Source organism: Corynebacterium sp. c25Ua_47 (genome assembly GCF_039907205.1).
GTDB classification, from domain to species: domain Bacteria; phylum Actinomycetota; class Actinomycetes; order Mycobacteriales; family Mycobacteriaceae; genus Corynebacterium; species Corynebacterium hiratae.
The window spans coordinates 219,486-241,083 of sequence record NZ_JASBOH010000001.1; the positions used below are offsets into that span (position 1 = coordinate 219,486).

A 21,598-nucleotide genomic window follows, 5' to 3' on the forward strand; every position below is an offset into this window, starting at 1 on the left:
TGCGTCACGGGCCTAGAGAACTTGGTCGGCCCAGGAGGCTAGGCCCTCGAAGGTGGAGGATGCCTGGGCATGTTCGCGCTGCGGGATACGACCGGCGCTGCGCGCGAGTCGTCCCGCTTCGACGGCGTGGCGCATGGCGGTGGCCATGGCTTCCGGATCTTGGCAGCGGTTGACTGCGCTGGCGAGCAGCACGCCGGAGCAGCCGAGCTCCATGGCGAGGGTGGCATCGGAGGCGGTGCCGATGCCGGCGTCGACAAGCACGGGCACCGAGGCCCGCGAGCAGATGAGCTCGAGGTTGTGCGGGTTGAGGATGCCCAGCCCGGTGCCGATGGGGGCGCCCAGCGGCATGACGGCCGCAGCGCCCGCATCCTCGAGGCGCTGGGCGGCCACGGGATCGTCGCTGGTGTAGGCCAGCACGGTGAAACCTTCGGCGCTGAGCAGTTCGGTGGCGTCGAGGGTCTCCACGACATCGGGCAGGAGCGTGTGCTCGTCGGCGATGACTTCTACCTTGACCCAGGATGTCCCCAGCGCCTCGCGGGCCATGCGGGCGGTGAGCACGGCCTCGCGCGCGGTGCGGCAGCCGGCGGTGTTGGGCAACGGAGCGATGCCCAGCCGGCGCAACAGGTCGAAGATGCTCTCACCGTCACGGGTACCAGCGTGGCGGCGCATGGCCACGGTGGTCAGCTCGGTTCCGGAGGCGACGAGCGCGCGCTCCAAGGCCTCATGGCTCGTGGCCCCACCGGTGCCCATGATGAGGTGGGAAGAAAAGGTGGTATCGGCGATGGTGAGCATTTAACCTCCTTGGACCGCGGTGAGTATTTCCACGGCCGCGCCTTCGGTGAGCGGGGTGGACTCCCACTGTGAGCGGGGAACGACCTGCTCGGACAGTGCCACGGCGGTGCCGTCGGCGTCAATGCCTTTTTCTTCCAGTAGTTGGGCGACGGTGTCTGCTGCCGTGTCATAGGGCTGGCCGTTGAGGATGAGGATCATGGTTGCTCCTTGAGGTGTCGTAGGGGGCTGCAGGCCGCGAGATCAATGCTCGGTGCGGTGCCTTCGATGAGCTCGCGGGTGCAGCGCGCGGCTAGGGCCGTGAGCAGAATGCCGTGGCGGAAATAGCCGGTAGAAATAATAAGTTTCTCGCTCACCCTGCCCAGATACGGCAAGTCATCCGGAGTGCCAGGGCGGGCACCGGCGCTGGCCTCGAGGAACTCGCATTCTTCGACGGCGGGGAGGACGCGGATGGCGTCGCGAAGCAGCGCGTAGACGCCGCCGGCCTGGGCCGTGGCAAGCGTGTCCTCGCGGGTCGTAGCGCCGACGGCGAGGGTGCCATCGCCGCGCGGGATGAGGTAGATGGGGCGGTCCTCCACGAAGCCGCGCACCACGCGGGTCAGCAGCGGCTGGAGCTCGTCCGGTACGCGCAGGCGCAGGATATCTCCGTATACCGGGCGCAGGTGCAGCGGGGAATCTGTGAGCCCAGCCGAGGCTGCCCAGTCGATGTCGCGTGCCCCCAAGCCTGCTGCGAGCACCACATCGTCGGCGTGGAATTGGCCTGCGGGAGTGCTCACGACGCCAGTGGCGGCGTCAATAGACTGCGCTGCCGTGCGGAAGAAGCGCACCCCAAGACCCTGGGCAGCGCTGATGAGGGCAGCCGTCCATTGACGGGGGAAGACTTGCGTGTCGCCCGGGATACTCACTGCAGCGGCCAAGCGTGGTGACAGCAACGGTTCGACGCGCCGGGCTTCGCGCACGGTGATGCGCTCGACCTCCATGCCGTGGAGGGACTGATAATCCGCCAGCTCGGTGAGGTGCTGAGCATCCGCGCGGTCGGCGGCGATGACAAGGGTGCCCTCGGCGCGGTAGCCAGTGGGGACCTCCGTGTGGGCGGCAACCAGATCGATAAGCTCTGGGTACCACGCGCCGGAGGCACGCATCAGCGGGAAGAGAGGATCCTGCTGGTAGACCACCTCGGCGGCAGGGGCGAGCATGCCGCCGGCGAAGTGGGTAGCTCCGGAGGCTGGCGCCGGATCCAGCACCGTGACCTTAAAGCCCCGCGCGGCCAGTTCCACGGCGGTGGCCAGACCGATGACGCCCGCGCCGACGACGATGACCGAAGGTTCAGAGCTAGTACTCATCGCGCACCTTCGTCGAAACCGGCAAGCAGCTCGCGGCAATAAGTTTCCGGGTCGGCGGCATTCATGATGCCGCGCACCACAGCGAGGCCGGCCACGCCGGTTGCCGCCAGATCGGCGGCATCCTCAGCGGTGACATCCCCGATGGCTACGAGTGGCACGCGGGAGAGCTTCACCAATTCCGGGTAGGCATGAAGCCCTAATGGCGTGCGGCCGGATTCCTTCGTCGGTGTCGCGCGGAACGGGCCGCAGCCGATGTAGTCAATGACATCTGCGACGTCATTGGCGGACTCAACCAACTCGCGGGTGCCGGTGGTCAGACCGATAACCGCGTCCGGCCCCAACAACGCGCGGGCGGCGGCCACGGGCAGATCGTCCTGGCCAACATGCACGCCGTGCACCGGCTCGCCGGCGTGGCGGAGGGCGGCGGCGACGTCGACGCGGTCGTCGATAAGCACGCGCGTTTCTGGGTTGGCCTGTGCCACCGCGCGTGCTACCTCTCGACCCAGGTGGTAGAGGTCGCGGGCGGAAATCGGCTTGGAGCGTACCTGTACCACCCCGGCACCGCCCCGGGCCGCTGCGGCAGCGATGCGCACGATCTCCGCAGACGTGCCTGCACCTGTGACGAAGTAGCAGCGAAGATCAGGCATGCGTGGTTTCTTCCTCCTGATAGAGCTGAGATCCCTGAGCCTTAAACTCTTCCGACATCTGCTTCTCACCGGCACGGGCAGCGGCCACAACCTCGGGATCGATGGCGTCCTTACCCGGGAAACTTGGCATGCCAAGGGAATCGGAGAAGGTATCTCGGATGTCCTGGCTGATGCGCATAGAGCAGAACTTCGGGCCGCACATGGAACAGAAGTGCGCGGTCTTCGCCGGCTCCGCGGGCAGGGTCTCGTCGTGGTAGGCCTGCGCGGTGTCTGGGTCGAGGGAGAGCGCGAACTGGTCGTGCCAGCGGAACTCAAAGCGAGCCTTGCTCATCGCGTCATCCCAGGCGCGCGCACCTGGGTGGCCCTTGGCCACGTCGGCCGCATGGGCGGCAAGCTTATAGGTGATGACGCCGGTCTTGACGTCATCGCGGTTGGGCAGCCCCAAGTGCTCCTTCGGGGTGACGTAGCACAGCATGGCCGTACCACCCATGGCGATGTGCGCCGCGCCAATGGCGGAGGTGATGTGGTCATAGCCCGGGGCGATATCCGTAACCAGCGGGCCCAGCGTGTAGAAGGGAGCGTCCGAAGCCCAGTCCTGCTCGAGCTCGTTATTTTCCTGAATCATGTTGAGCGGCACGTGCCCCGGGCCTTCCACCATGACCTGGACGTCATACTCCCAGGCGCGCCGGGTGAGCTCACCGATGGTCTTGAGCTCGGCGAACTGGGCGGTGTCGTTGGCATCCGCTAGGGAGCCGGGGCGCAAGCCATCGCCGAGCGAGAAAGCGACGTCGTAGCGCGCAAAAATCTCACAGAGTTCGTCGAAGTTTTCATAGAGGAAGGACTCCTTATGGTGCGCCAGGCACCAGCCCGCCATGATAGAGCCGCCGCGGGACACGATGCCGGTGACGCGGTTCGTGGTCAACGGCACATAGGGCAGCAGCACGCCGGCGTGAACGGTCATGTAGTCCACGCCCTGCTCGCACTGTTCGATGACGGTATCGCGGAAGATTTCCCACGTCAGGTCCTCTGCGACGCCGTTTACCTTCTCCAGCGCCTGGTAGATGGGCACGGTGCCGATGGGGACCGGTGAGTTGCGCAGGATCCACTCGCGCGTGGTGTGGATGTCATCACCGGTGGAGAGGTCCATAACGGTATCCGCGCCCCAGCGGGTGGCCCAGCGCAGCTTCGACACCTCTTCCTCAATAGAGGAGGTCACCGCGGAGTTGCCGATATTGGCGTTGATCTTGGTCAGGAACTTGCGGCCGATAATCATCGGCTCCGACTCGGGGTGGTTGACGTTGTTAGGCAGGATGGCGCGGCCACGGGCGATTTCGGAACGCACGAACTCTGGGTCGCAGTGCTCGCGCAGAGCCACGAACTCCATCTCCTTGGTGATGATCCCCTGGCGTGCGTAGTGCATCTGGGTAACGCGCTTGCCTTCCTTCGCACGCAGCGGCTGGCGACGCTCCCCCTTCCACTCCAAGGAAGCCGCACCGCGGCGCTCGGCCGAGCGGCCATCGTCAGCAAGGTTGCGTGCGCGGCCCTCATACTCTTCAACGTCTCCGCGCTCCGCAATCCATTCGGCGCGCAGGGCCGGCAGGCCTACTTCGGGCTCGCACTCCGGGCCGCGCGTGCGGTAGATGCGGAAGGGTTCATTCGGGCCGGTGGGGGAATCATCCAGCTGGATCTCGGTCTCGGGCACCTCCAGACCTTTCTCCCGGATAGGGGAGTAGGAGTGTTTGGGGTGGATCTCGCCGGAGTCGGTGGACTGGATGGGGTTTTGGGTAGCCGTCATGGCTGCTCCTCTCTTCCTTCGCTGGTGCTAACCAGACAGGTTCGAACGGTGCAGGCGCGGTATCAGCGCCACTCTCAGCCCACTTCCCGTGGGCACCCGTGGGGTATCAGTGCGTCACCCACCTTAGAGCCCCCAGTGGGCAGGTGTCAGGCGTTTGGGGCAATTTGTTCTGCGGGGGTGGGGTGTGGAAAGATAGCGATGTTCTGTGTAATAGGCACGAACCGGTCAGCCGCCTCGCGGTGGCGCCAGGGTCCTCTGTCTTAAACTGAAAAGGAAAACACCAATGGCAAACCTCATTGATAAGGTTGATGCAGCTTCGCTGCGCGACGATATCCCGTCCTTCCGCCCGGGCGATACCCTTGACGTCAACGTCAAGGTCATCGAGGGCAGCACCGAGCGTACCCAGCTCTTCAAGGGTGTCTGCATCCGCCGTCAGGGCGACGGCATCCGCGAGACCTTCACCGTGCGTAAGGTTTCCTTCGGCATCGGCGTTGAGCGTACCTTCCCGGTTCACTCCCCGAACATTGCCTCCATCGAGGTAGTCCGCCGCGGCCGTGTCCGCCGCGCCAAGCTGTACTACCTGCGCGACCTGCGCGGCAAGAAGGCCCGCATCAAGGAGCGCCGCTAATTTACAGCGCGTCACAGCCCTTCGCCTTATCCTCATCGCGAGGAAAGGTGAAGGGCTTTCTTTTTTGGCTTCATCCTTCTAGCGCGCGCCGCGCGGGGCCCACAAGGCCCGTGAGGATAAGACACATTGCTAGGATTTAGTCCGTGGAAAAAGAAAACGACTTTACTGAAGGTTCCCAGGGCGCTGGGGGAGAGGCGTCGGAAAGCGCGGCATCCCCAACTGAGGACAAGAAGCAGATGCCTTGGTTGCTGGAGACTGTCATCGTGGTGGTCTGTGTACTCGCGGTCGTTGGAGTTTTCCAGAACTTCGTGGGCCGGCAGTATGTCATCCCGTCCGGCTCCATGGAGCCGACACTGCACGGCTGCGAAGGGTGTAACAACGACCGTATCTTCACCGAGAAGGTTTCTTATTACGGCGACAAGAGCCCAGAGCCTGGTGATGTCGTGGTCTTTAAGGGGACCCCGGACTGGGACAGCAATTGGGTGTCGCCACGCTCCGATAACCCGGTGATCCACCGTATCCAGGATGCCCTGAGCTACGTGTCGCTCACCCCGCCCGACGAGAACACGCTGGTAAAGCGCGTCATTGCCACCGGTGGCCAGACGGTGTCCTGCCAGGAGGGGGATCCGGCAGTCATGGTGGATGGCAAGCCTATTGAGCAGGATTATGTGCAGGATCCGCCAACCTATCGCGTTGATGAGACCACCGGTTCCTATGCCTGCGGCGGCGCGTATTTTGGCCCCGTGACCGTGCCTGAGGGCAATATCTGGGTAATGGGAGATAACCGCACGGCCTCCGCGGACTCGCGTTATCACATGCAGGATGAGTACCAAGGAACTATCCCGCTGGAAAACGTTCGCGGCAAGGTGATGTTCATCTTCTTCCCCTTCAACCGCATCGGTGGAGTCGATGACCCGGACATCCAGTCCTAGAGTTCGCGATGTCCTGTGGGCGCTGGCAGTTACCTTCGTGGCGCTGGCGCTGATTCAGGCCTTCGTGGGCAGGATGTACCTCATCCCGTCCTCCTCCATGGAACCCACACTGCATGGCTGCCCGGGATGTACGAATGACCGCATCGCCGTGCAGAAGGTGAGCTATTACTTCAACGACCCGCGTCCTGGGGAGGTCGTGGTCTTTTCCGGGCCAGACTCGTGGAACACGTCTTTTGAGGTAAAGCGTTCCCGCAACGTGCTGCTACGCGGCATGCAAAACCTAGGTGCCGCCGTGGGGCTCGTTCCTAACGGCGACAACATCTTGGTCAAGCGAGTCATCGCCACCGGCGGGCAGACCGTGTCGTGCCAGGAGGGAGATCTAGCCGTGATGGTAGATGGCAAGCCCACCAACCAGGACTTCGTTCTGAATCCGCCGGAGATACCTGTTGATGAACGCGTGGGCTCGCAGGCCTGCGGTGGCGCCTACTTTGGTCCCGTCACGGTCCCGGAGGGTCACCTGTGGGTCATGGGAGACAATCGCACAAACTCGCTGGATTCGCGCGCTCATCTCGGAGACAAACTGCAGGGCACCGTACCCGTGGAGAACGTTCGCGGGAAGGTCGCCGCCGTGGTGATGCCGTTCAGCCGCGCCCAGACTATCGATGCTCAACCGGTGTAAACGCTATGCGCCGTCTCAAACAGAAGAGAACCTATGAGGTTGCGCTCTCCAAGGCGGGGCTAGGGCCTGTCGCGGGGGTGGATGAAGCTGGGCGTGGGGCCTGTTGTGGACCGGTGACTATTGCCGCGTGCATCTTGCCCGATCGCATCATTCCCGGTTTGGAGCGGCTCGATGACTCGAAGAAGCTCACGCCGGCGGCCAGGGAGAAGCTGGAGCCGCTGATCAAACGTCGCGCGCTGGCGTGGTCAGTGGTGCACGTGGGAGCAAAGGACATCGATGCCTTTGGCATCCAGCACGCCAACCTGTCGGGGATGCGCCGCGCGGTGGCACAGCTTAAGGTCCGCCCAGGCTATGTGCTGAGCGACGCCCTCTTTGTCCCCGGCCTGCCCACCCCGCAACTGCCGATCATCGGCGGCGATACCGCCGCACGCTGCATCGCCGCGGCAAGCGTTGTGGCCAAGGTGTCTCGTGATCGCTTGATGGATGAGCTCGCGCAGCGCTACCCGGGCTATGCCTTGGAATCGCATAAGGGGTATGGCACCGCCGCACACCAAGAGGCCATCGTGCAGTTGGGAGCGACGCCGGAGCACCGTATGAGTTATCGCAACGTTGCTGGGGCTCATGCGCAATTCCTCGCGCGCGCCTGAAGCCTGAGGCGGGGTGCGGGAACTAAGCTGGTGCTCAATCTGTGACACCGTGATCCCGGTTGATTGTGAGCGAAGGAGAAGCACACCGTGAGCGCTGAGGAACTCGATAACTACGAGGCTGAAGTCGAGCTGTCGCTGTACCGCGAATACCGCGATGTAGTCAGCCAATTCTCCTATGTGGTGGAAACCGAACGCAGGTTTTACCTGGCCAATGCGGTCGAGCTCATTCCGCATACATCGGGGCCGGACGTCTACTACGAGGTCCGTATGTCCGATGCATGGGTATGGGATATGTACCGCTCGGCGCGCTTTGTGCGCTACGTCCGTGTGATCACTTACAAGGACGTCAACATTGAAGAGCTGGACAAGCCGGACTTTGTCCTCCCAGAGTAAAGCTCGTGTGCGGGGTGCGGGTGCCAATAAAGTGGTGAGTCCGGACTAGTTATCCACAGATTTCGTGTGGCGAGACTCGAAGCTCTCGCCAGAGGGATGCCGAGTGAGGTGTTCTGGAAGTGCCGTAAGGGGGTGTGCGGCACAGGAATTGTCTTGTGTCGTGCTTGCGGCGTGTTGTCTACACGTTCAATTCCAAGGAGCACCATAATGACAAAAAATCTAGCGACTTCCGTGCATTCACCGAGCGTGGGGCAGACCATCCGCCCTGCGGATGCACTGGGGAAAGCGGGGGAGAAGTTCGCCGCTGACTTTTACCGAGCGCGCGGGGCTCAGGTGATAGCCGCGAACGTCCACTACCGCGTGGGCGAACTCGACCTCGTTGTGCGCGAGCCTGATGGAACCATCGTCTTCTGTGAAGTTAAAACCCGGGCAACCCGCAACTTTGGCGTGGCTGAAGCGGTAACACCGCGCAAGCTAAAGCGCCTTCGCAAGGCTGCCGCGCAGTGGCTGAGCGCAAAACGGAGTACTACCCAGCCCTTAAGCAAGGTTCGCTTTGATGTACTCGGGCTCGTGTCCACAGGGGCTGAGAAGGGGGAAACCTTCGACGTGGAGTATTTCCAGGGAGTTGACCATGGCTCTCGGTAGGTGCGACACGATTGCGCTAGATGGCGTGCTGGCCAGGGTGGTCACCGTGGAAGCCAACGTGGGTCCCGGGCTGCCCGGTGTCCATGTGGTGGGACTGGGTGATGCCGCGATTTCGGAGTCGCGGGATCGCATCCGGACCGCGGTGAGCAACTCGCACCTACCGTGGCCGAAAACAAAGGTCGTGGTGTCCATGTCACCAGCATCGTTGCCCAAGGCCGGCGCACATTTCGATCTCCCCATGGCGCTGGCTATCTTAGCGGCAGGCCAGAGCGAGAAAAGTCGGCTCAGCGGGGCGCTCGTGCTCGGCGAGCTGGGGCTGGACGGGCAGGTTCGCCCGGTCTCCGGCATCATCCCGGCGATTCTGGCGGCGCGCTCGCAAGGCTATGACACGCTGATCATTCCGGTTGGTAATGCGGCGGAAGCAGCATTGGTTCCCGGCATGCGAGTGCTGGTGGCCGAGACCCTCTGGGATGCTTTCGCTTGGGTATGCGGGAGTGATTGCCTGCCGGATGCGCAGCTGATCACGCACGCTGCGGCGCCCGCGCGTGAACAGGTTGCAGACTTCAGCGAGGTAGCCGGACAGCGGGAAGCCAAGTGGGCAGCAGAGGTTGCCGCGGCTGGCGGCCATCACGTGATGATGGTGGGGCCACCTGGTTCCGGCAAATCAATGATTGCTTCGCGTTTGCCGGGCATCCTTCCGCGCTTGACCACGGAAGAAGCGGTGGAGGCTACCGCGATCCACTCGGTGGCGGGAGCCGTTGGCACGGCGATTTCCCGGGCGCCCTTCATCGCGCCGCACGCTTCGGTCACGAGGGCCGCGCTGATCGGCGGTGGATCGGGGCGCCCGCGGCCAGGTGCGGTGAGTTTGGCACACCATGGCGTGCTTTTTCTCGACGAGGTCAGCGAGGTTCCGGCGCAAGTACTGGATAGCTTGCGCGCACCGCTGGAAGAAGGACAGGTGCGCCTGACTCGGGCTAGCCGCGAGGTAATCTTTCCCGCCCGCTTTCAACTGGTGTTGGCTGCGAACCCGTGCCGCTGTGGCGCTGAGGAACCGTCACGCTGCGAATGCCGGGCAGCAGACAGGATGAACTACCTATCCAACCTTTCGGGCCCATTGCGCGACCGCCTCGACATCATTGTGTCTTTGTCGGGGCAATCCGCGGTACTGCACCCAGAAGGGGAGGAAACCTCCGCAGACATTGCTCAACGCGTGGCCGCCGCCAGGGAACGAATGAAGGCGCGTTGGGAGGCCGATGGGCTGGGAAGCGTAGTCAATGGCGCCGTGTCTGCTTCCTATTTGCGGCGTCATCGCCCAGCAGCGGAGTCGGCCATGATTATGCTTGCTGCCTACTTGGCTGAAGGGGAGCTCAGCCAGCGTGGGGTGGATCGTGTGCTGCGCTTGGCGTGGACGTTGGCAGACCTCGATGGAACCGCCCGTCCCGAGCTCGACCACGTCAGCCGCGCACTCGATCTCCGTGGCGCTGACACGATCGAAAGGCTGGCCGCATGAGCGAACTCAACGTGTCGACCAGCCGTCACACCTGGGCCTACCTCAACCGCGTGGTGGAAGGACCCTCACCAACCCTCCACGGTCTGCTGACCCAATACCCGGCTGAGGAGATAGCGCGAGGAATCCATAAGGGGGAGGACTGGATCGGGCCCCTGCGGCAGGCCACGGCATCGCGGCGGGACTGGCTACGACAAGACGAAGACCTCGCTGCCGCAGAGGCGGTCGGAGCCCGGCTCATCACACCCGATGACGCGGAGTGGCCCGGGGAGGAATTTGCCCGTGCCTTTGGGTTCTACCAGCAGGGGCTCGTCGATGCCCCGGCGACGTTTGATGACCAAGCAGTCCCGCCCCACAGCCTCTGGGTTCGCGGCGGGAACCTGCGCGAAGCGGTAGCCCAATCCGTTGCCCTGGTGGGCACGCGCGCCGTGAGCCGGTACGGCTGGGAGGCGGGCTCACTTCTGGCTGGTGGTCTCGCAGCGCACCAATGGACCGTGGTGTCCGGTGGGGCAGTGGGGGTTGATACAGCGGTGCACGAGGCAGCTCTCGACGCAGGTGGGCAGACCGTCGCGGTGGCGGCCTGCGGTATTGACATTTCCTACCCGGCGCGCAATGCACGTCTCTTTGACAGGATTGCCGGGAATGGGTGCATCGTGTCCGAGTTCGCGCCGGGCACACGGCCACAGCGCTTCCGCTTCTTGTCCCGCAACCGCCTCGTGGCGGCGATGACCAGCGGCACCGTGGTGGTGGAAGCCGGGTTTCGTTCTGGCGCGTTAAACACGCTGAACTGGGCGGAGGCTCTGGGCCGGGTTGCCATGGCGGTACCGGGCCCAGTCACGACGTCTGGGTCCTTGGGGTGCCACCAACGCATCCAGGATGGGCGAGCGCAACTGGTGGCCTCAGTCGATGAAATACGCGGACTCGTGGGCAAAGTCGGGGAAGTAGACGCTGCGGGTCAGTATGAACTTGAGTTCCAGCCAACCCCGGTACAACGCTTGTCCCGCAATGAGCTCAAAGTGTATGACTCCACTCCGCCGGAAAGCGCGGAGGAAGGAGCGAGTGCGGAGGATATCGCGGCTGCTGCGGGAATGCGGGTGGCGCTGACCATCCACCTGCTCGTGGCGATGCAAAAGATGGGGGTGATAACGCGCTCGGGCGCGATGTGGCAGCGCACCTGAGTACACTCATGTGACATGAGTGGAGCATGTGGTAACAGTGAGCGGCGCGTGGGTGGCCAGCTGGAGGAAGCGATCGAGGACTTTGCGGATTATCAGCGCATTGTCCGCGGTCGCTCCGAGGCGACCGTCCGTGGCTACTGTTCAGACCTGCGCCTGCTGGCTGCCGACGTCCCGAGTTTCTCGTCATTTACTCTGAACGCCCTTCGCGCATGGCTGGCGGGTGCCGTCGATGAGGGAAAATCTCGCTCCACGCTGGCGCGGCGTACCGCAGCGGTGCGCGCCTTTTCCACGTGGGCCGCGCGTGAGGGGCACCTCGAGACTGATGTCGCCCAGCGCCTGGCTACGCCCAAGGTGGGCAAGCATCTGCCCACTGTGATGTCGCCCGCCGCCGCCGGGGAGCTGATGGGCAATGCCGTTTCCGCCGATGAGATCCATTTCCTGCGTGATAGCGCCATGCTCGAGTTTCTCTATGCCACCGGTGCGCGTGTAGCCGAATTGGTGAGCCTGGACATCGGGGATGTGGATCTTTCCCGCCGCACCGCGCGCGTGACCGGTAAGGGCAATAAGCAGCGCGTCGTTCCCTTCGGGGACGCGGCCCACGACGCGCTGCGCGCCTGGCTGAAGACGGGGCGCCCCGAGCTCGCCGGTGAAACAGAAGCGGTCTTCGTGGGCACGCGCGGACGCCGAATCGATGCGCGCCAGGTCCGCCGCGTCGTCGAACGCGCCGCACAAGTCACGGGCGCGCCGGGGCTCACCCCGCACGGCCTACGCCACTCCGCGGCTACGCATCTGCTCGAGGGCGGGGCCGATTTACGCATCGTGCAAGAGTTGCTCGGCCATTCTTCTCTGCAGACCACGCAGGTCTATACGCACGTTTCTGCCCAGCGCCTTAAGGACGTCTACGCTCGCTCCCACCCGCGGGCTTGAGTCGAATGACGGGCTCGCCGAGGAGATCCAGCGGGTTGATGTAGTCCTCGCGACCTTTAATTGCACCCCAATGGAGTCCCGGATAGCCATCCACGGACGGCGCGAGCGTGCCGATCACGTCTCCTTCCTGCACTCGGTCACCTTTCTTAACCCGCGCGAACACTGGTTGATAAGTGGTGCGTAGGCCGTTGCCATGAGCAATCGAAAGGGCTGGCTTACCCGCTATGGAGCCTGCGAAGTACACAACGCCGTCGCCAGCGGCACGCACCTTACCGCCGACAGGTAGATCCAGATCGACACCGCGGTGCCCGGCCATCCACCGCTTCTCAGGAGGTTCGAAGCCGCGCAAGACACGCGAAACAACCGGCTCCCCAGTGGTGGGGTCGACGAAGGCGGCGGCGAGGGGGACGTCGGCAAGCGCGGCCCAAACGCATAGCAGGGCAGATAAACAAAGTAGACGGTGACGCATGACCTCAAGCCTGCGCGTGAGCGCGGCTCGAGGGAAGAGCGTGCGGTCGACCTGTGGATAACTCGTTACAGAAGTAACCCATGGTGCGCTAGGGAAAAGTTCGTTAAGCCTGTCAACAATCCAGCGGAGGTGATTCGGTCGCGTCGTTTGGAATCACCGTGTGTGCAGTACTAAGCTAGCCCACAGCAGTCTGTGCTCGGCACCGAATGGTTACCACATGGACTGACTACGCGCGGCGAAGTAGTCGCTTCCTGGGTTAAGGAAGAGACAGTCCGTGGTTGACGTGGTCCCCAGGATAATGGGGTGTTAACCAGGGCCTTCGTTGCTAGGGTGCGGGATAAAACACCGCACAATCTTTGCAAAACCGAAACAACATATAGAAAGCGAGCGAAACATGGCAGTCGTAACCATGCGCGAGCTCCTCGACGCTGGTGTCCACTTCGGTCACCAGACCCGTCGCTGGAACCCGAAGATGAAGCGCTTCATCTTCACCGACCGTAACGGCATCTACATCATCGACCTGCAGCAGACGCTGACCTACATCGATGAGGCCTTCGAGTTCGTGAAGGAGACCGTCGCACACGGCGGCACCATCCTCTTCGTTGGTACCAAGAAGCAGGCTCAGGAAGCCGTTGCTGAAGAAGCTTCCCGCGTTGGTATGCCGTACGTGAACCACCGCTGGCTCGGTGGCATGCTCACCAACTTCCAGACCGTCTCCAAGCGCCTGAAGCGCATGAAGGAGCTGCAGGCTATGGATGCAGCTGAGGACGGCTACAAGGGCCGCACCAAGAAGGAAGTTCTGATGCTGACCCGCGAGCGCACCAAGCTGGAGCGCGTCCTGGGCGGTATCTCCGATATGACCAAGGCTCCGTCCGCACTGTGGATCGTTGACACCAACAAGGAGCACATCGCGGTCAAGGAAGCTCAGAAGCTTAACATCCCGGTTGTTGCCATCCTGGACACCAACTGCGACCCGGATGAGGTCGACTTCCCGATTCCGGGCAACGACGACGCTATCCGCGCCACCAAGCTGCTCTCCGGCATCATCGCCACCGCTGTGGATGAGGGCAAGAAGGCTCGCGAGGAGCGCCAGCTTGCACAGGCCAAGGAGGCTGCCGGCGACACCGCTGAGAAGGACGCCCGCGACGCCGCTGAGGCTGCCGCTGCGTCTGATCCGGCTTCCGCTGAGAAGTCCGAGGACGCCGAGAAGTCCGCAGAGTAATCTGCATACCCGAAGCCCCCGTACCGCACGGCCCACAGAGCCCGCGGAGATGGGGGCTTTTTCTCACGTGTTTTCCTTAACTCGCTAAAGCACGTGACACAACTAGAGGGTTGAAACACCACGCAAAGGGCTCTACATTTCCTCTGCTGGGGGAGTGGGAGAAAGCTAACACCCCCTCAACGCGACGTGGTGGTAGCGATTCAGCTACGCTGTTTCAACGAATACCGTTTAAATCCAAGGAGGATCGCTCCAACTATGGCGAACTACACTGCTGCAGACGTAAAGGCATTGCGTGAGGCCACCGGCGCCGGCATGCTCGATTGCAAGAAGGCTCTCGACGAGTCCCAGGGTGACTACGACAAGGCCGTTGAGTACCTGCGCATCAAGGGCGCAAAGAACGTGTCCAAGCGCGCTGAGCGTGAGGCAACTGAGGGCCTGATTGCTGTCTCCGGCAACACGATGGTGGAGATCAACTGCGAGACCGACTTCGTGGCCAAGAACGAGGCTTTCAAGTCCTTCGCTGCCAAGATCGCTGAGGCTGCTGGTGAGGCCAAGGTCAACTCCGGTGAGGAACTCAACAACCTGGAGATTGACGGCAAGAAGGTTTCCGAGGTCGTCGACGAAGAGTCCGCAAAGACCGGCGAGAAGCTGCAGGCCCGCCGTGCCGTCACCATTGAGGGTGACAACGTAGCTGTGTACCTGCACCAGCGTTCCGCTGACCTGCCGCCGGCAGTGGGTGTCCTGGTGTCCTACGAGGGCAACGCAGAAGGCGCTCACGCAGTCGCTCTCCAGATCGCAGCTATGAACGCTGAGTACCTCACCCGCGAGGACGTTCCGGCTGAGATCGTTGAGAAGGAGCGCGAGATCGCTGAGGCCACCACCCGTGAGGAGGGCAAGCCGGAGGCTGCCCTGCCGAAGATTGTGGAAGGCCGCCTGAACGGCTTCTACAAGTCTGTGGTCCTGCTGGAGCAGGCAGCATTGTCGGACTCCAAGAAGACCGTTAAGCAGGTTGCAGAGGAGGCTGGCACCACCATTACCGGTTTCGTCCGTTACGAGGTCGGCGTCTAAGCGCTTCTGAAGCTGTCGCAGTCATGGCCGCATGTCGTGCGGCGACTGCCTTCTGCTCCCTCCTCCACTCCTTTTCCCTACGCCGTGTGGCCAAAGGAAACAAGTGGGGGAGGGAGTTCGCTGTTTTAGCCTGCCCCTGAGGGTGGGGCTCGCTCGCAGCTGAGTATTAGCGAGCGGCTTCCTATGGTTAAGATGGAACAGAATTATTCAAGCGCTTAACTGAAGCGTCGCCATGCGTGAAGGAGACGATGAAGACCGTGACCAACCCTGAACCGAAGCGAACCGGATACAAGCGAGTCATGCTCAAGCTGGGCGGTGAGATGTTCGGCGGTGGCAAGGTCGGCATCGACCCTGATGTGGTAGAAAACGTCGCCCGCCAAATTGCCGAGGTGGCGCAGCAGGGTACCGAAATCGCCGTCGTTATCGGCGGCGGTAACTTCTTCCGCGGCGCCGAACTTTCCCAGCGCGGCATGGACCGCGCGCGCTCCGACTACATGGGCATGCTCGGCACCGTTATGAACTCCCTGGCGCTGCAGGACTTCCTCAAGCAGCAGGGCATCGACTGCCGCGTGCAGACCTCCATCAACATGGCCCAGATCGCTGAGCCCTACCTCCCGCTGCGTGCCGACCGCCACCTAGAGAAGGGCCGCGTAGTTATCTTCGGTGCCGGTATGGGCATGCCGTATTTCTCCACCGACACCACCGCTGCGCAGCGCGCCCTGGAGATCGGTGCGGAGGTCCTCTTCTTGGCCAAGGCAGTCGACGGCGTCTATTCGGCCGACCCCCGCACCAACCCGGATGCCGAACTGTATTCCGAAATCACCCCGCGTGAGGTTATTGAGAAGGGTCTGAAGGTGGCCGATGCTACCGCGTTCAGCCTCTGCATGGACAACAATATGCCGATTTTGGTCTTCAACCTCCTCACCGAGGGCAACATCAAGCGTGCCGTCAACGGCGAGAAGATCGGCACGCTGGTTCAGTCCTAGTACAAATGGGCTGCGACCTGCTAAATTCTTTCCCAGAACTTTTGACTATTTCAAGGGAGTTGTAACCCTCATGATCGACGAGATCCAGCTCGAAGCTGAAGAGCACATGACCGCTTCGGTAGAGCACACCCGTGAGCAGCTGCTCACCATCCGCACCGGCCGCGCCAACCCGTCCATGTTTAACGGCTTGGTCGCTGAGTACTACGGGGTTCCGACCCCTATTACCCAGATGGCCACCATCTCGGTCCCTGAGCCGCGCATGCTGCTCATCAAGCCTTATGAACAGTCCGTGATGAATGAGATTGAGAACGCAATTCGCAACTCGGATCTGGGCGTGAACCCGACGAACGACGGTCAGGTACTGCGCGTGACCATCCCGCAGCTGACCGAGGAGCGCCGCCGCGACATGGTCAAGATGGCGAAGAGCAAGGGCGAGGACGGCAAAATTGCTATCCGCAACATCCGCCGCCGTGCCATGGAGCAGCTGAAGAAGCTGCAGAAGGATGGCGACGCGGGTGAGGACGAAGTTATCGCCGCCGAGAAGGAGATGGAAAAGATTACGTCCGGCTACATCGAGCAGGTGGACCAGCTCGTAGCCAACAAGGAAGAAGAGCTCATGGAGGTCTAGCCTCCGCGCTCACAGAGTTTTTGACTTGCCGCCGCGCCAGGCACCGACCAGCACGGCGGTCTTTTCTGTGTAGACCTTGACTTACCCCACGATTGAATGAGGAGCACGCGTGAGCACTGAGCACTCGAGCCGAATGCCCAAACCCAAAAACTCCGCGGGTCGAGACATGCCCGCGGCGATTGCCGTTGGCGTTGGTTTGGGCGCGCTCGTTGTCTTTGCGGTGTGGGCCGGGCCCCTTGTGTGGTACCTCGTCGTAGCCACAGCGCTGGGCCTAGCCATGTGGGAGGTCCTTACCAGGCTGCGGGAGCACTCCTACTACGTCCCGCGGACGTTGCTCATCGTCTTGGGACAAGCCATGGTGTGGGTCTCGTGGTTCCTCAATGCTTCTGGCCTCGTCGCGGTTTATGTGGTTGCGGTTTTGGCGCTGATGTTCGGCCGCCTCTTCCACAACGGTAGACACCGACCCCCGATTAACTACCTGCGCGATATGTCCGTGGGTATCTTCGTGCTGACCTGGATCCCACTATTTGGCACCTTTGCCGCGATGCTCTCGCGGGTGGAGACCCCCTTCGCCTCGGGGGCGGCGTCGATTGTCGTGTTTATGCTCTGCGTCGTCGCCTCCGACACCGGTGGTTTCATCGCCGGCGTAATGTTTGGCTCGCACCCCATGGCCCCCGCGGTGAGCCCCAAGAAGTCGTGGGAGGGCTTTGCCGGCTCGGTAGTTTTCGGCACCCTGACCGGTGCATTGAGTTTCGCGTTCCTGCTGCACCACACTCCATGGGTGGGCGCGCTCATGGGCCTCGGGCTCGTTTTCTGCGCCACCCTCGGTGACTTGGTGGAGTCTCAGTTTAAGCGGGAATTGGGCATCAAGGATATGTCTGCCTTGCTGCCCGGTCACGGCGGCATCATGGACCGCCTGGATGGCATGCTGCCATCCGCGATGGTCACGTGGGTGGCAATGAGCTTCCTGACCACCCTGGCGCCGTAGGTCTTAGCGGCGCGCTTGCTTGCGTACCTGGCGGCGCAACTCGAACATGCGCCAGCCGCCCACCAGGGCCATAATGAGCGCGCCGGCAATGGCGCAGATGAGGTAAGTGACACCGGCGGGGAACTGCACTGACCAGTTAAGGAAGTTCAGCGGTACTTGGTGCTGGTTCTGCAGGATGAAGATGATAAGGACGATGAGCAGCAGGAAGCCCACGATGAGGGCAATCCACGTGCTGGCGGCGAAGGAGCCCTTGACCTTTCCGTCATTTTTATTGTCATAGTCGGTTGCGCGCGGAGCCGGCTCCACCGCACCGCCACCGGAAGTGGTTTCCGCAGACAGGTCGGTCAGCGGCTCGTCGGCCGGAGCGGTGGTGCGGAATTCCTCAGGGGAGTTTTCTGGATTCGTCATGCATCTATTAAATAGGTTGAGATGTCACTTTCGCCACTCCAGCAGAGCCTAGATTGGATAATGTGGCTGAAAACGTGGAAAATGGGCTCTACCATGGCTGAACCACTGAAACTGAATTTCTCCGCTCCGCGCCGCGGGCTACCCCCGAAGCACTTCGCGGACCTGACCGAGGCCGAGCGCATTGAGGCGCTCGCGGAACTTGGCCTGCCTAAGTTCCGGGCAAAGCAGCTGGCCAAGCACTACTACGTCCACCACACTGCCGATGTTTCGGAGATGACGGATATCCCGGCTTCCTCCCGTGAGGCAGTCCAGGAGCGTTTGTTCCCCACGCTCATGCAACCCATCCGGCAGACTTCCACCGACGACGGCGAGACCACCAAGTCCCTGTGGCGTTTGCACGACGGCACACTGCTGGAGTCCGTGCTCATGCGCTACCCAGGGCGCGCCACCCTGTGTATCTCCTCCCAGGCCGGGTGCGGCATGGCCTGTCCGTTCTGCGCCACCGGCCAGGGCGGGTTGGACCGCAACCTGTCCACCGCGGAAATCGTGGAGCAGTTTAGGCACGCCGCCCGCCTTATGGAAGAGGAAGGCGGGCGCTTGAGCAACGTTGTTTTCATGGGCATGGGTGAGCCGCTGGCTAACTACAAGCGCGTGGTCCATGCGGTGCGCCAGATTACCGGCTCTGACCTCACAGGTTTCGGCCTTTCCCAGCGCAATGTCACGGTATCGACGGTCGGCTTGGCCCCGGCCATCCGCAAACTCGCAGATGAAGATTTGTCCTGCACCCTCGCCGTCTCCTTGCACACCCCGGACGATGAACTGCGCGATACCCTCGTGCCGGTTAATAACCGCTGGCCGGTTGAGGAGGTTCTCGATGCCGCCAAGTATTACGCCGATAAGTCGGGCCGCCGCGTTTCCATCGAGTACGCGCTGATCCGCGATAAGAATGATCAGGATTTCCGCGCCGACATGCTGGGCCGGAAGCTGCATGCGGCACTGGGCTCTAAGGTTCACGTCAACGTCATTCCGCTCAACCCCACACCGGGTTCGGAGTGGGACGCTGCCCCGAAGGCGCGCCAGGACGAGTTCGTTCGCCGCGTCATCGCGCAGGGCGTGCCGTGTACCGTGCGTGATACCAAGGGCGATGAAATCGCTGCGGCTTGTGGCCAGCTCGCCGCTGATGAGCGCGAGACCGCTTAAGGGCTCTGCTTACAGTTTCCTAACGATAGTTTTTCGGAGAACAAAGCATTAATGGTTCTTGATACCGTTAATGCTTATGACTCATCCTTATCGTGCGGACTTAGCCGCTGATCCGCGCACCCAAGCTCTGGCGGTGCGCGATCTGCGCAAGTCCTTTGGTTCTCAGATCGCTGTCAATAGCCTCAACCTGGATGTTCCACGCGGATCCATCTACGGGATAGTGGGGCCCAACGGTGCGGGCAAGACCACGATGCTGACCATGGCCTGTGGCCTCCAGCGTCCCGATTCAGGCTCCAGCTTCATCGCTGGTCACAATGTGTGGGAGGAGCCCATTCCCGCCAAGCGGGCCATGGGTCTGCTCATGGATGGGGCACCGGTCTTCGACCGCCTGACGGGCGCGGAGTATTTGCACTACCTCGGTGCTTTGCACAAACTGGAACGCGCCGAGTCGCTGCGCCGTGCGCAGGAGCTTCTCGACGCCCTCTCCCTCTCCGATGCCGCCGACAAACGCATCTCGGATTATTCCGCCGGCATGACCAAAAAGATCCTCTTGGCCGGCGCCGTCCTGCACAACCCAGAGGTGCTCATTCTCGATGAGCCGCTGGAAGCCGTGGATCCGGTCTCCGGGCGCCTCATCCAGCAGATGCTGCGCGCCTATGCTGCGCGTGGCGGCACGGTTATTTTGTCTTCGCACGTCATGGAGCTTGTTGAGGGGCTTTGTGACCACGTTGCCATCATCAACGGCGGCCAAGTCATCACCGCAGGCCACGTTGAGGATGTCCGCCAGGGCCAAAGCCTGAGCGATCTGTTCATCGCGGCCGTTGGGGGACGGGATCTGGACGTCTCGAAGTTTGGGTGGCTGCGCTCCCCGTCGGCAGGTGAGCGCGAATGACGTCCACTCTGTTCAGGCTTCACCGCACCCTGTGGTGGCGCAGTGTCGCCTCCAACCCGTCGACGCTCATCATGGGGCTGATGATGCTTCTCTACGGGGCTATCGGTCTCGTTTCGCTCGCCTTCATGGTGTATTCCGATATCACCACCCCGGGTCACGGTTACCAAGCGCTGACCGTCGGGGTGGCAGGCGGCATGCTCATCTACGTTCTCCTCGCTCTTTTCATGCCGGCGGGGGAGAACCAGTTGAGCCCGACAACCCTGGGAGCTCTTCCTCTGACTCCCCGCGAGGTTCTTCCGGGCCTCTTCCTTTCCAGCTTGTTGACTACCCGCGCCATCATGTCGGTTGTCTTTTCCCTGGTATATGCGATCATCGGCAGCATCTTCCTTATACTGACGGGGCCTGGGTGGGCCGCAGTGCCCTTCGTCGTCGGCATGGTTCTCTCGTGTGCGACGACCATCATCTTCGGCGAATGCCTTGGCCAAGTGGCTTCCGCCATCGCGGATTCCCAGAAATCCCGCACCCAAATCGCGGCGATGGTGGTCATGGGCTTGCTGGTCTTTGGCATGCTGCAGGCGCAGAGCGTCCTGGAGTCTTTGCCGCCGTTAAACACGGTGGGCACTGCCAGCGCTTGGACCCCGTTTGGTGCAGGGGTGGGGTGGGCGCTCGCGCTTGCCGACGGCCACTTCCTCACCGCCCTAGCCCAACTGCTCATCGCGGTGGCCAGCCTTGGCCTGTTGGTATGGGGGTGGTCCCGTCAGATAACCGGCCTTATGCGCAATCCGGGAGCGGGTGGTGACGCAGCCAGCGAGGTGACGGGCAAGGGAGTATCCAAGTTGGAGTTGGGCGCGTGGTCTTATTCCAGCCCGGCGGCGATGGAATACTCTCGCGCGTTGCGTTATCTCACCCGTGACAAGCGGCAAACAGGCATGCTGTACATGATGCCTCTGTTCGGCGTGGTGACGCTCTATCAGCTGTGGAAGGGCGAGGACTTCGCTGCCTATTTCATGCTGTGCTTCAGCGCAATCGTGCTCTCTTCGCTCTTGGCTAATGATTATGGCTTCGATGGGCCATCGAACTGGGTCCACATGGTGGCGCCGGTTGCCCCGCGCACCATACTTCATGCGCGCCACCTCGCACACGTGACTATTCCTTTGATTGGGTTTGTTCTGCTTGCCGTAGTGGTTCTTGTCTTTGGTGATGACGGCACCTTGGGCATGGTGAGCACAGCTGTGGCCCTAGGAGTGTTTATCTCCACGGCGGCGGTGGGCTTGGGGTTGACGGTGCTCAATCCTTATCCTTTGTCCGCCCCTGGGCAGAACCGGTGGAATGATAAATCTGGCTATTCCGCTGGTGCTTTTCTCACTGCGTTCGTCGGCATGCTGTTGGTGTGGGTGCCCGCGCTGCCCGGCATCGTGGTTTCTGCCTTCGTTTACGAGCGAGGAGGCTGGCTGCTTTACGTTGCGGTGATGGTTTCGCTGCTGGTCCCGGCGCTGGTTTACGCCGTTGTCTGGCGCTTTGCCGGAAACAGAGCGCAGGAGCGAACCCCGGAAATCTACGCGGTGGTCAACCGTTACGTGACCTAGGAGTGAAAGAGATAAAACAAAGCTCCCTTTTAGCAGGCCAT

General features: G+C 62.2%; 24 protein-coding genes and 1 riboswitch. Of the genes, 17 read left to right on the forward strand and 7 right to left on the reverse strand.

The window, feature by feature from the left end; all coding sequences use genetic code 11:
- Window positions 1–12: 12 nt before the first annotated feature.
- The 5 genes from QKE52_RS00990 to thiC all read right to left on the reverse strand — a co-directional run bounded on the left by QKE52_RS00990 (window position 13) and on the right by thiC (window position 4,574).
- Window positions 13–792, reverse strand: coding sequence for a thiazole synthase (locus QKE52_RS00990; RefSeq protein ID WP_046648040.1), 780 nt, complete (start codon window positions 790–792; stop codon window positions 13–15).
- Window positions 793–990: a sulfur carrier protein ThiS gene (thiS, locus tag QKE52_RS00995; RefSeq protein WP_070701721.1), complete on the reverse strand. Its 198-nt coding sequence runs from the start codon at window positions 988–990 to the stop codon at window positions 793–795.
- Window positions 987–2,132, reverse strand: coding sequence for a glycine oxidase ThiO (thiO, locus tag QKE52_RS01000; protein WP_347947875.1), 1,146 nt, complete (start codon window positions 2,130–2,132; stop codon window positions 987–989). Before thiO ends, thiS begins: the two co-directional genes overlap by 4 nt.
- Window positions 2,129–2,779 carry a thiamine phosphate synthase gene (locus QKE52_RS01005; protein WP_347947876.1) on the reverse strand — a complete coding sequence of 217 codons (651 nt, stop codon included), beginning with the start codon at window positions 2,777–2,779 and terminating at the stop codon, window positions 2,129–2,131. The genes thiO and QKE52_RS01005 overlap by 4 nt, the downstream gene beginning before the upstream one ends.
- Window positions 2,772–4,574, reverse strand: a complete 1,803-nt coding sequence (thiC, locus tag QKE52_RS01010; RefSeq protein ID WP_347947877.1) for a phosphomethylpyrimidine synthase ThiC — start codon at window positions 4,572–4,574, stop codon at window positions 2,772–2,774. The genes QKE52_RS01005 and thiC overlap by 8 nt, the downstream gene beginning before the upstream one ends.
- Window positions 4,570–4,684: riboswitch (TPP riboswitch) on the reverse strand. Its footprint overlaps the gene before it by 5 nt.
- A 173-nt stretch (window positions 4,685–4,857) precedes the next feature.
- Here thiC and rplS point away from each other — a divergent pair.
- The 9 genes from rplS (at window position 4,858) to QKE52_RS01055 (ending at window position 12,110) form a co-directional block, all read left to right on the forward strand.
- On the forward strand, window positions 4,858–5,202 hold the full coding sequence (rplS, locus tag QKE52_RS01015) for a 50S ribosomal protein L19 (RefSeq protein WP_046648044.1): 345 nt from the start codon (window positions 4,858–4,860) through the stop codon (window positions 5,200–5,202).
- A 236-nt stretch (window positions 5,203–5,438) separates the two neighbouring features.
- A complete protein-coding gene (lepB, locus tag QKE52_RS01020; RefSeq protein ID WP_158396197.1) occupies window positions 5,439–6,134 on the forward strand; it encodes a signal peptidase I in 696 nt (231 codons plus the stop codon).
- Window positions 6,112–6,813, forward strand: coding sequence for a signal peptidase I (gene lepB, locus QKE52_RS01025; protein WP_347947878.1), 702 nt, complete (start codon window positions 6,112–6,114; stop codon window positions 6,811–6,813). The genes lepB (QKE52_RS01020) and lepB (QKE52_RS01025) overlap by 23 nt, the downstream gene beginning before the upstream one ends.
- 5 nt (window positions 6,814–6,818) lie before the next feature.
- Window positions 6,819–7,460 (forward strand): ribonuclease HII, encoded by a 642-nt coding sequence (locus tag QKE52_RS01030; RefSeq protein ID WP_046648047.1) that lies wholly within the window; start codon window positions 6,819–6,821, stop codon window positions 7,458–7,460.
- Window positions 7,461–7,547: 87 nt separating this feature from the next.
- A complete protein-coding gene (locus QKE52_RS01035) occupies window positions 7,548–7,853 on the forward strand; it encodes a DUF2469 domain-containing protein (protein WP_005528899.1) in 306 nt (101 codons plus the stop codon).
- Between the two features lie 207 nt (window positions 7,854–8,060).
- Window positions 8,061–8,498, forward strand: a complete 438-nt coding sequence (locus QKE52_RS01040) for a YraN family protein (protein ID WP_347947880.1) — start codon at window positions 8,061–8,063, stop codon at window positions 8,496–8,498.
- On the forward strand, window positions 8,485–10,008 hold the full coding sequence (locus QKE52_RS01045) for a YifB family Mg chelatase-like AAA ATPase (protein ID WP_070701708.1): 1,524 nt from the start codon (window positions 8,485–8,487) through the stop codon (window positions 10,006–10,008). The genes QKE52_RS01040 and QKE52_RS01045 overlap by 14 nt, the downstream gene beginning before the upstream one ends.
- Window positions 10,005–11,183, forward strand: coding sequence for a DNA-processing protein DprA (gene dprA / locus QKE52_RS01050; RefSeq protein ID WP_347947882.1), 1,179 nt, complete (start codon window positions 10,005–10,007; stop codon window positions 11,181–11,183). Before QKE52_RS01045 ends, dprA begins: the two co-directional genes overlap by 4 nt.
- A gap of 15 nt (window positions 11,184–11,198) precedes the next feature.
- Window positions 11,199–12,110, forward strand: coding sequence for a tyrosine recombinase XerC (locus QKE52_RS01055; protein WP_049155390.1), 912 nt, complete (start codon window positions 11,199–11,201; stop codon window positions 12,108–12,110).
- Here QKE52_RS01055 and QKE52_RS01060 read toward each other — a convergent pair.
- The gene (locus QKE52_RS01060; protein ID WP_049155391.1) at window positions 12,073–12,579 is read right to left on the reverse strand and encodes a M23 family metallopeptidase; all 507 of its coding nucleotides are present in this window, start codon (window positions 12,577–12,579) and stop codon (window positions 12,073–12,075) included. The two genes, QKE52_RS01055 and QKE52_RS01060, sit on opposite strands and share 38 nt — an antisense overlap.
- Window positions 12,580–12,973: 394 nt before the next feature.
- Here QKE52_RS01060 and rpsB point away from each other — a divergent pair, with 394 nt between their 5' ends.
- The 5 genes from rpsB to QKE52_RS01085 all read left to right on the forward strand — a co-directional run bounded on the left by rpsB (window position 12,974) and on the right by QKE52_RS01085 (window position 17,471).
- Window positions 12,974–13,801: a 30S ribosomal protein S2 gene (gene rpsB, locus QKE52_RS01065; RefSeq protein ID WP_010190382.1), complete on the forward strand. Its 828-nt coding sequence runs from the start codon at window positions 12,974–12,976 to the stop codon at window positions 13,799–13,801.
- Window positions 13,802–14,056: 255 nt separating this feature from the next.
- On the forward strand, window positions 14,057–14,869 hold the full coding sequence (gene tsf / locus QKE52_RS01070; protein ID WP_070701706.1) for a translation elongation factor Ts: 813 nt from the start codon (window positions 14,057–14,059) through the stop codon (window positions 14,867–14,869).
- Window positions 14,870–15,117: 248 nt separating this feature from the next.
- Window positions 15,118–15,855, forward strand: coding sequence for a UMP kinase (pyrH, locus tag QKE52_RS01075; RefSeq protein WP_046648054.1), 738 nt, complete (start codon window positions 15,118–15,120; stop codon window positions 15,853–15,855).
- A 70-nt stretch (window positions 15,856–15,925) separates the two neighbouring features.
- Window positions 15,926–16,483 (forward strand): ribosome recycling factor, encoded by a 558-nt coding sequence (gene frr / locus QKE52_RS01080; RefSeq protein WP_046648055.1) that lies wholly within the window; start codon window positions 15,926–15,928, stop codon window positions 16,481–16,483.
- 133 nt (window positions 16,484–16,616) lie between these two features.
- Window positions 16,617–17,471: a phosphatidate cytidylyltransferase gene (locus QKE52_RS01085; protein WP_175973262.1), complete on the forward strand. Its 855-nt coding sequence runs from the start codon at window positions 16,617–16,619 to the stop codon at window positions 17,469–17,471.
- 3 nt (window positions 17,472–17,474) lie between these two features.
- Here the strand turns inward: QKE52_RS01085 and QKE52_RS01090 are convergent, their stop codons facing one another.
- A complete protein-coding gene (locus QKE52_RS01090; RefSeq protein ID WP_046648056.1) occupies window positions 17,475–17,879 on the reverse strand; it encodes a lipopolysaccharide assembly protein LapA domain-containing protein in 405 nt (134 codons plus the stop codon).
- 93 nt (window positions 17,880–17,972) lie between these two features.
- On the opposite strand from QKE52_RS01090, the gene rlmN reads away from it, so the two are divergent.
- The 3 genes from rlmN to QKE52_RS01105 all read left to right on the forward strand — a co-directional run bounded on the left by rlmN (window position 17,973) and on the right by QKE52_RS01105 (window position 21,557).
- Window positions 17,973–19,079 (forward strand): 23S rRNA (adenine(2503)-C(2))-methyltransferase RlmN, encoded by a 1,107-nt coding sequence (gene rlmN, locus QKE52_RS01095; RefSeq protein ID WP_254868093.1) that lies wholly within the window; start codon window positions 17,973–17,975, stop codon window positions 19,077–19,079.
- A gap of 70 nt (window positions 19,080–19,149) precedes the next feature.
- Window positions 19,150–19,971: an ABC transporter ATP-binding protein gene (locus QKE52_RS01100; protein WP_347947885.1), complete on the forward strand. Its 822-nt coding sequence runs from the start codon at window positions 19,150–19,152 to the stop codon at window positions 19,969–19,971.
- Window positions 19,968–21,557 (forward strand): ABC transporter permease, encoded by a 1,590-nt coding sequence (locus QKE52_RS01105; RefSeq protein ID WP_347947886.1) that lies wholly within the window; start codon window positions 19,968–19,970, stop codon window positions 21,555–21,557. Before QKE52_RS01100 ends, QKE52_RS01105 begins: the two co-directional genes overlap by 4 nt.
- Window positions 21,558–21,598 lie beyond the last annotated feature (41 nt).

Coding starts and splice junctions, on each gene's coding strand:
- QKE52_RS01030 (WP_046648047.1), top strand. CDS start 6,819: ATGCGCCGTCTCAAACAGAAGAGAACCTATGAGGTTGCGCTCTCCAAG.
- QKE52_RS01105 (WP_347947886.1), top strand. CDS start 19,968: ATGACGTCCACTCTGTTCAGGCTTCACCGCACCCTGTGGTGGCGCAGT.
- QKE52_RS01040 (WP_347947880.1), top strand. CDS start 8,061: ATGACAAAAAATCTAGCGACTTCCGTGCATTCACCGAGCGTGGGGCAG.
- rplS (WP_046648044.1), top strand. CDS start 4,858: ATGGCAAACCTCATTGATAAGGTTGATGCAGCTTCGCTGCGCGACGAT.
- thiS (WP_070701721.1), bottom strand. CDS start 990: ATGATCCTCATCCTCAACGGCCAGCCCTATGACACGGCAGCAGACACC.
- thiC (WP_347947877.1), bottom strand. CDS start 4,574: ATGACGGCTACCCAAAACCCCATCCAGTCCACCGACTCCGGCGAGATC.
- thiO (WP_347947875.1), bottom strand. CDS start 2,132: ATGAGTACTAGCTCTGAACCTTCGGTCATCGTCGTCGGCGCGGGCGTC.
- pyrH (WP_046648054.1), top strand. CDS start 15,118: ATGAAGACCGTGACCAACCCTGAACCGAAGCGAACCGGATACAAGCGA.
- lepB (WP_347947878.1), top strand. CDS start 6,112: ATGACCCGGACATCCAGTCCTAGAGTTCGCGATGTCCTGTGGGCGCTG.
- tsf (WP_070701706.1), top strand. CDS start 14,057: ATGGCGAACTACACTGCTGCAGACGTAAAGGCATTGCGTGAGGCCACC.
- frr (WP_046648055.1), top strand. CDS start 15,926: ATGATCGACGAGATCCAGCTCGAAGCTGAAGAGCACATGACCGCTTCG.
- QKE52_RS01060 (WP_049155391.1), bottom strand. CDS start 12,579: ATGCGTCACCGTCTACTTTGTTTATCTGCCCTGCTATGCGTTTGGGCC.
- QKE52_RS01055 (WP_049155390.1), top strand. CDS start 11,199: ATGAGTGGAGCATGTGGTAACAGTGAGCGGCGCGTGGGTGGCCAGCTG.
- QKE52_RS01085 (WP_175973262.1), top strand. CDS start 16,617: ATGCCCAAACCCAAAAACTCCGCGGGTCGAGACATGCCCGCGGCGATT.
- QKE52_RS01090 (WP_046648056.1), bottom strand. CDS start 17,879: ATGACGAATCCAGAAAACTCCCCTGAGGAATTCCGCACCACCGCTCCG.
- QKE52_RS01005 (WP_347947876.1), bottom strand. CDS start 2,779: ATGCCTGATCTTCGCTGCTACTTCGTCACAGGTGCAGGCACGTCTGCG.
- rlmN (WP_254868093.1), top strand. CDS start 17,973: ATGGCTGAACCACTGAAACTGAATTTCTCCGCTCCGCGCCGCGGGCTA.
- QKE52_RS01100 (WP_347947885.1), top strand. CDS start 19,150: ATGCTTATGACTCATCCTTATCGTGCGGACTTAGCCGCTGATCCGCGC.
- dprA (WP_347947882.1), top strand. CDS start 10,005: ATGAGCGAACTCAACGTGTCGACCAGCCGTCACACCTGGGCCTACCTC.
- QKE52_RS01045 (WP_070701708.1), top strand. CDS start 8,485: ATGGCTCTCGGTAGGTGCGACACGATTGCGCTAGATGGCGTGCTGGCC.
- lepB (WP_158396197.1), top strand. CDS start 5,439: ATGCCTTGGTTGCTGGAGACTGTCATCGTGGTGGTCTGTGTACTCGCG.
- QKE52_RS00990 (WP_046648040.1), bottom strand. CDS start 792: ATGCTCACCATCGCCGATACCACCTTTTCTTCCCACCTCATCATGGGC.
- rpsB (WP_010190382.1), top strand. CDS start 12,974: ATGGCAGTCGTAACCATGCGCGAGCTCCTCGACGCTGGTGTCCACTTC.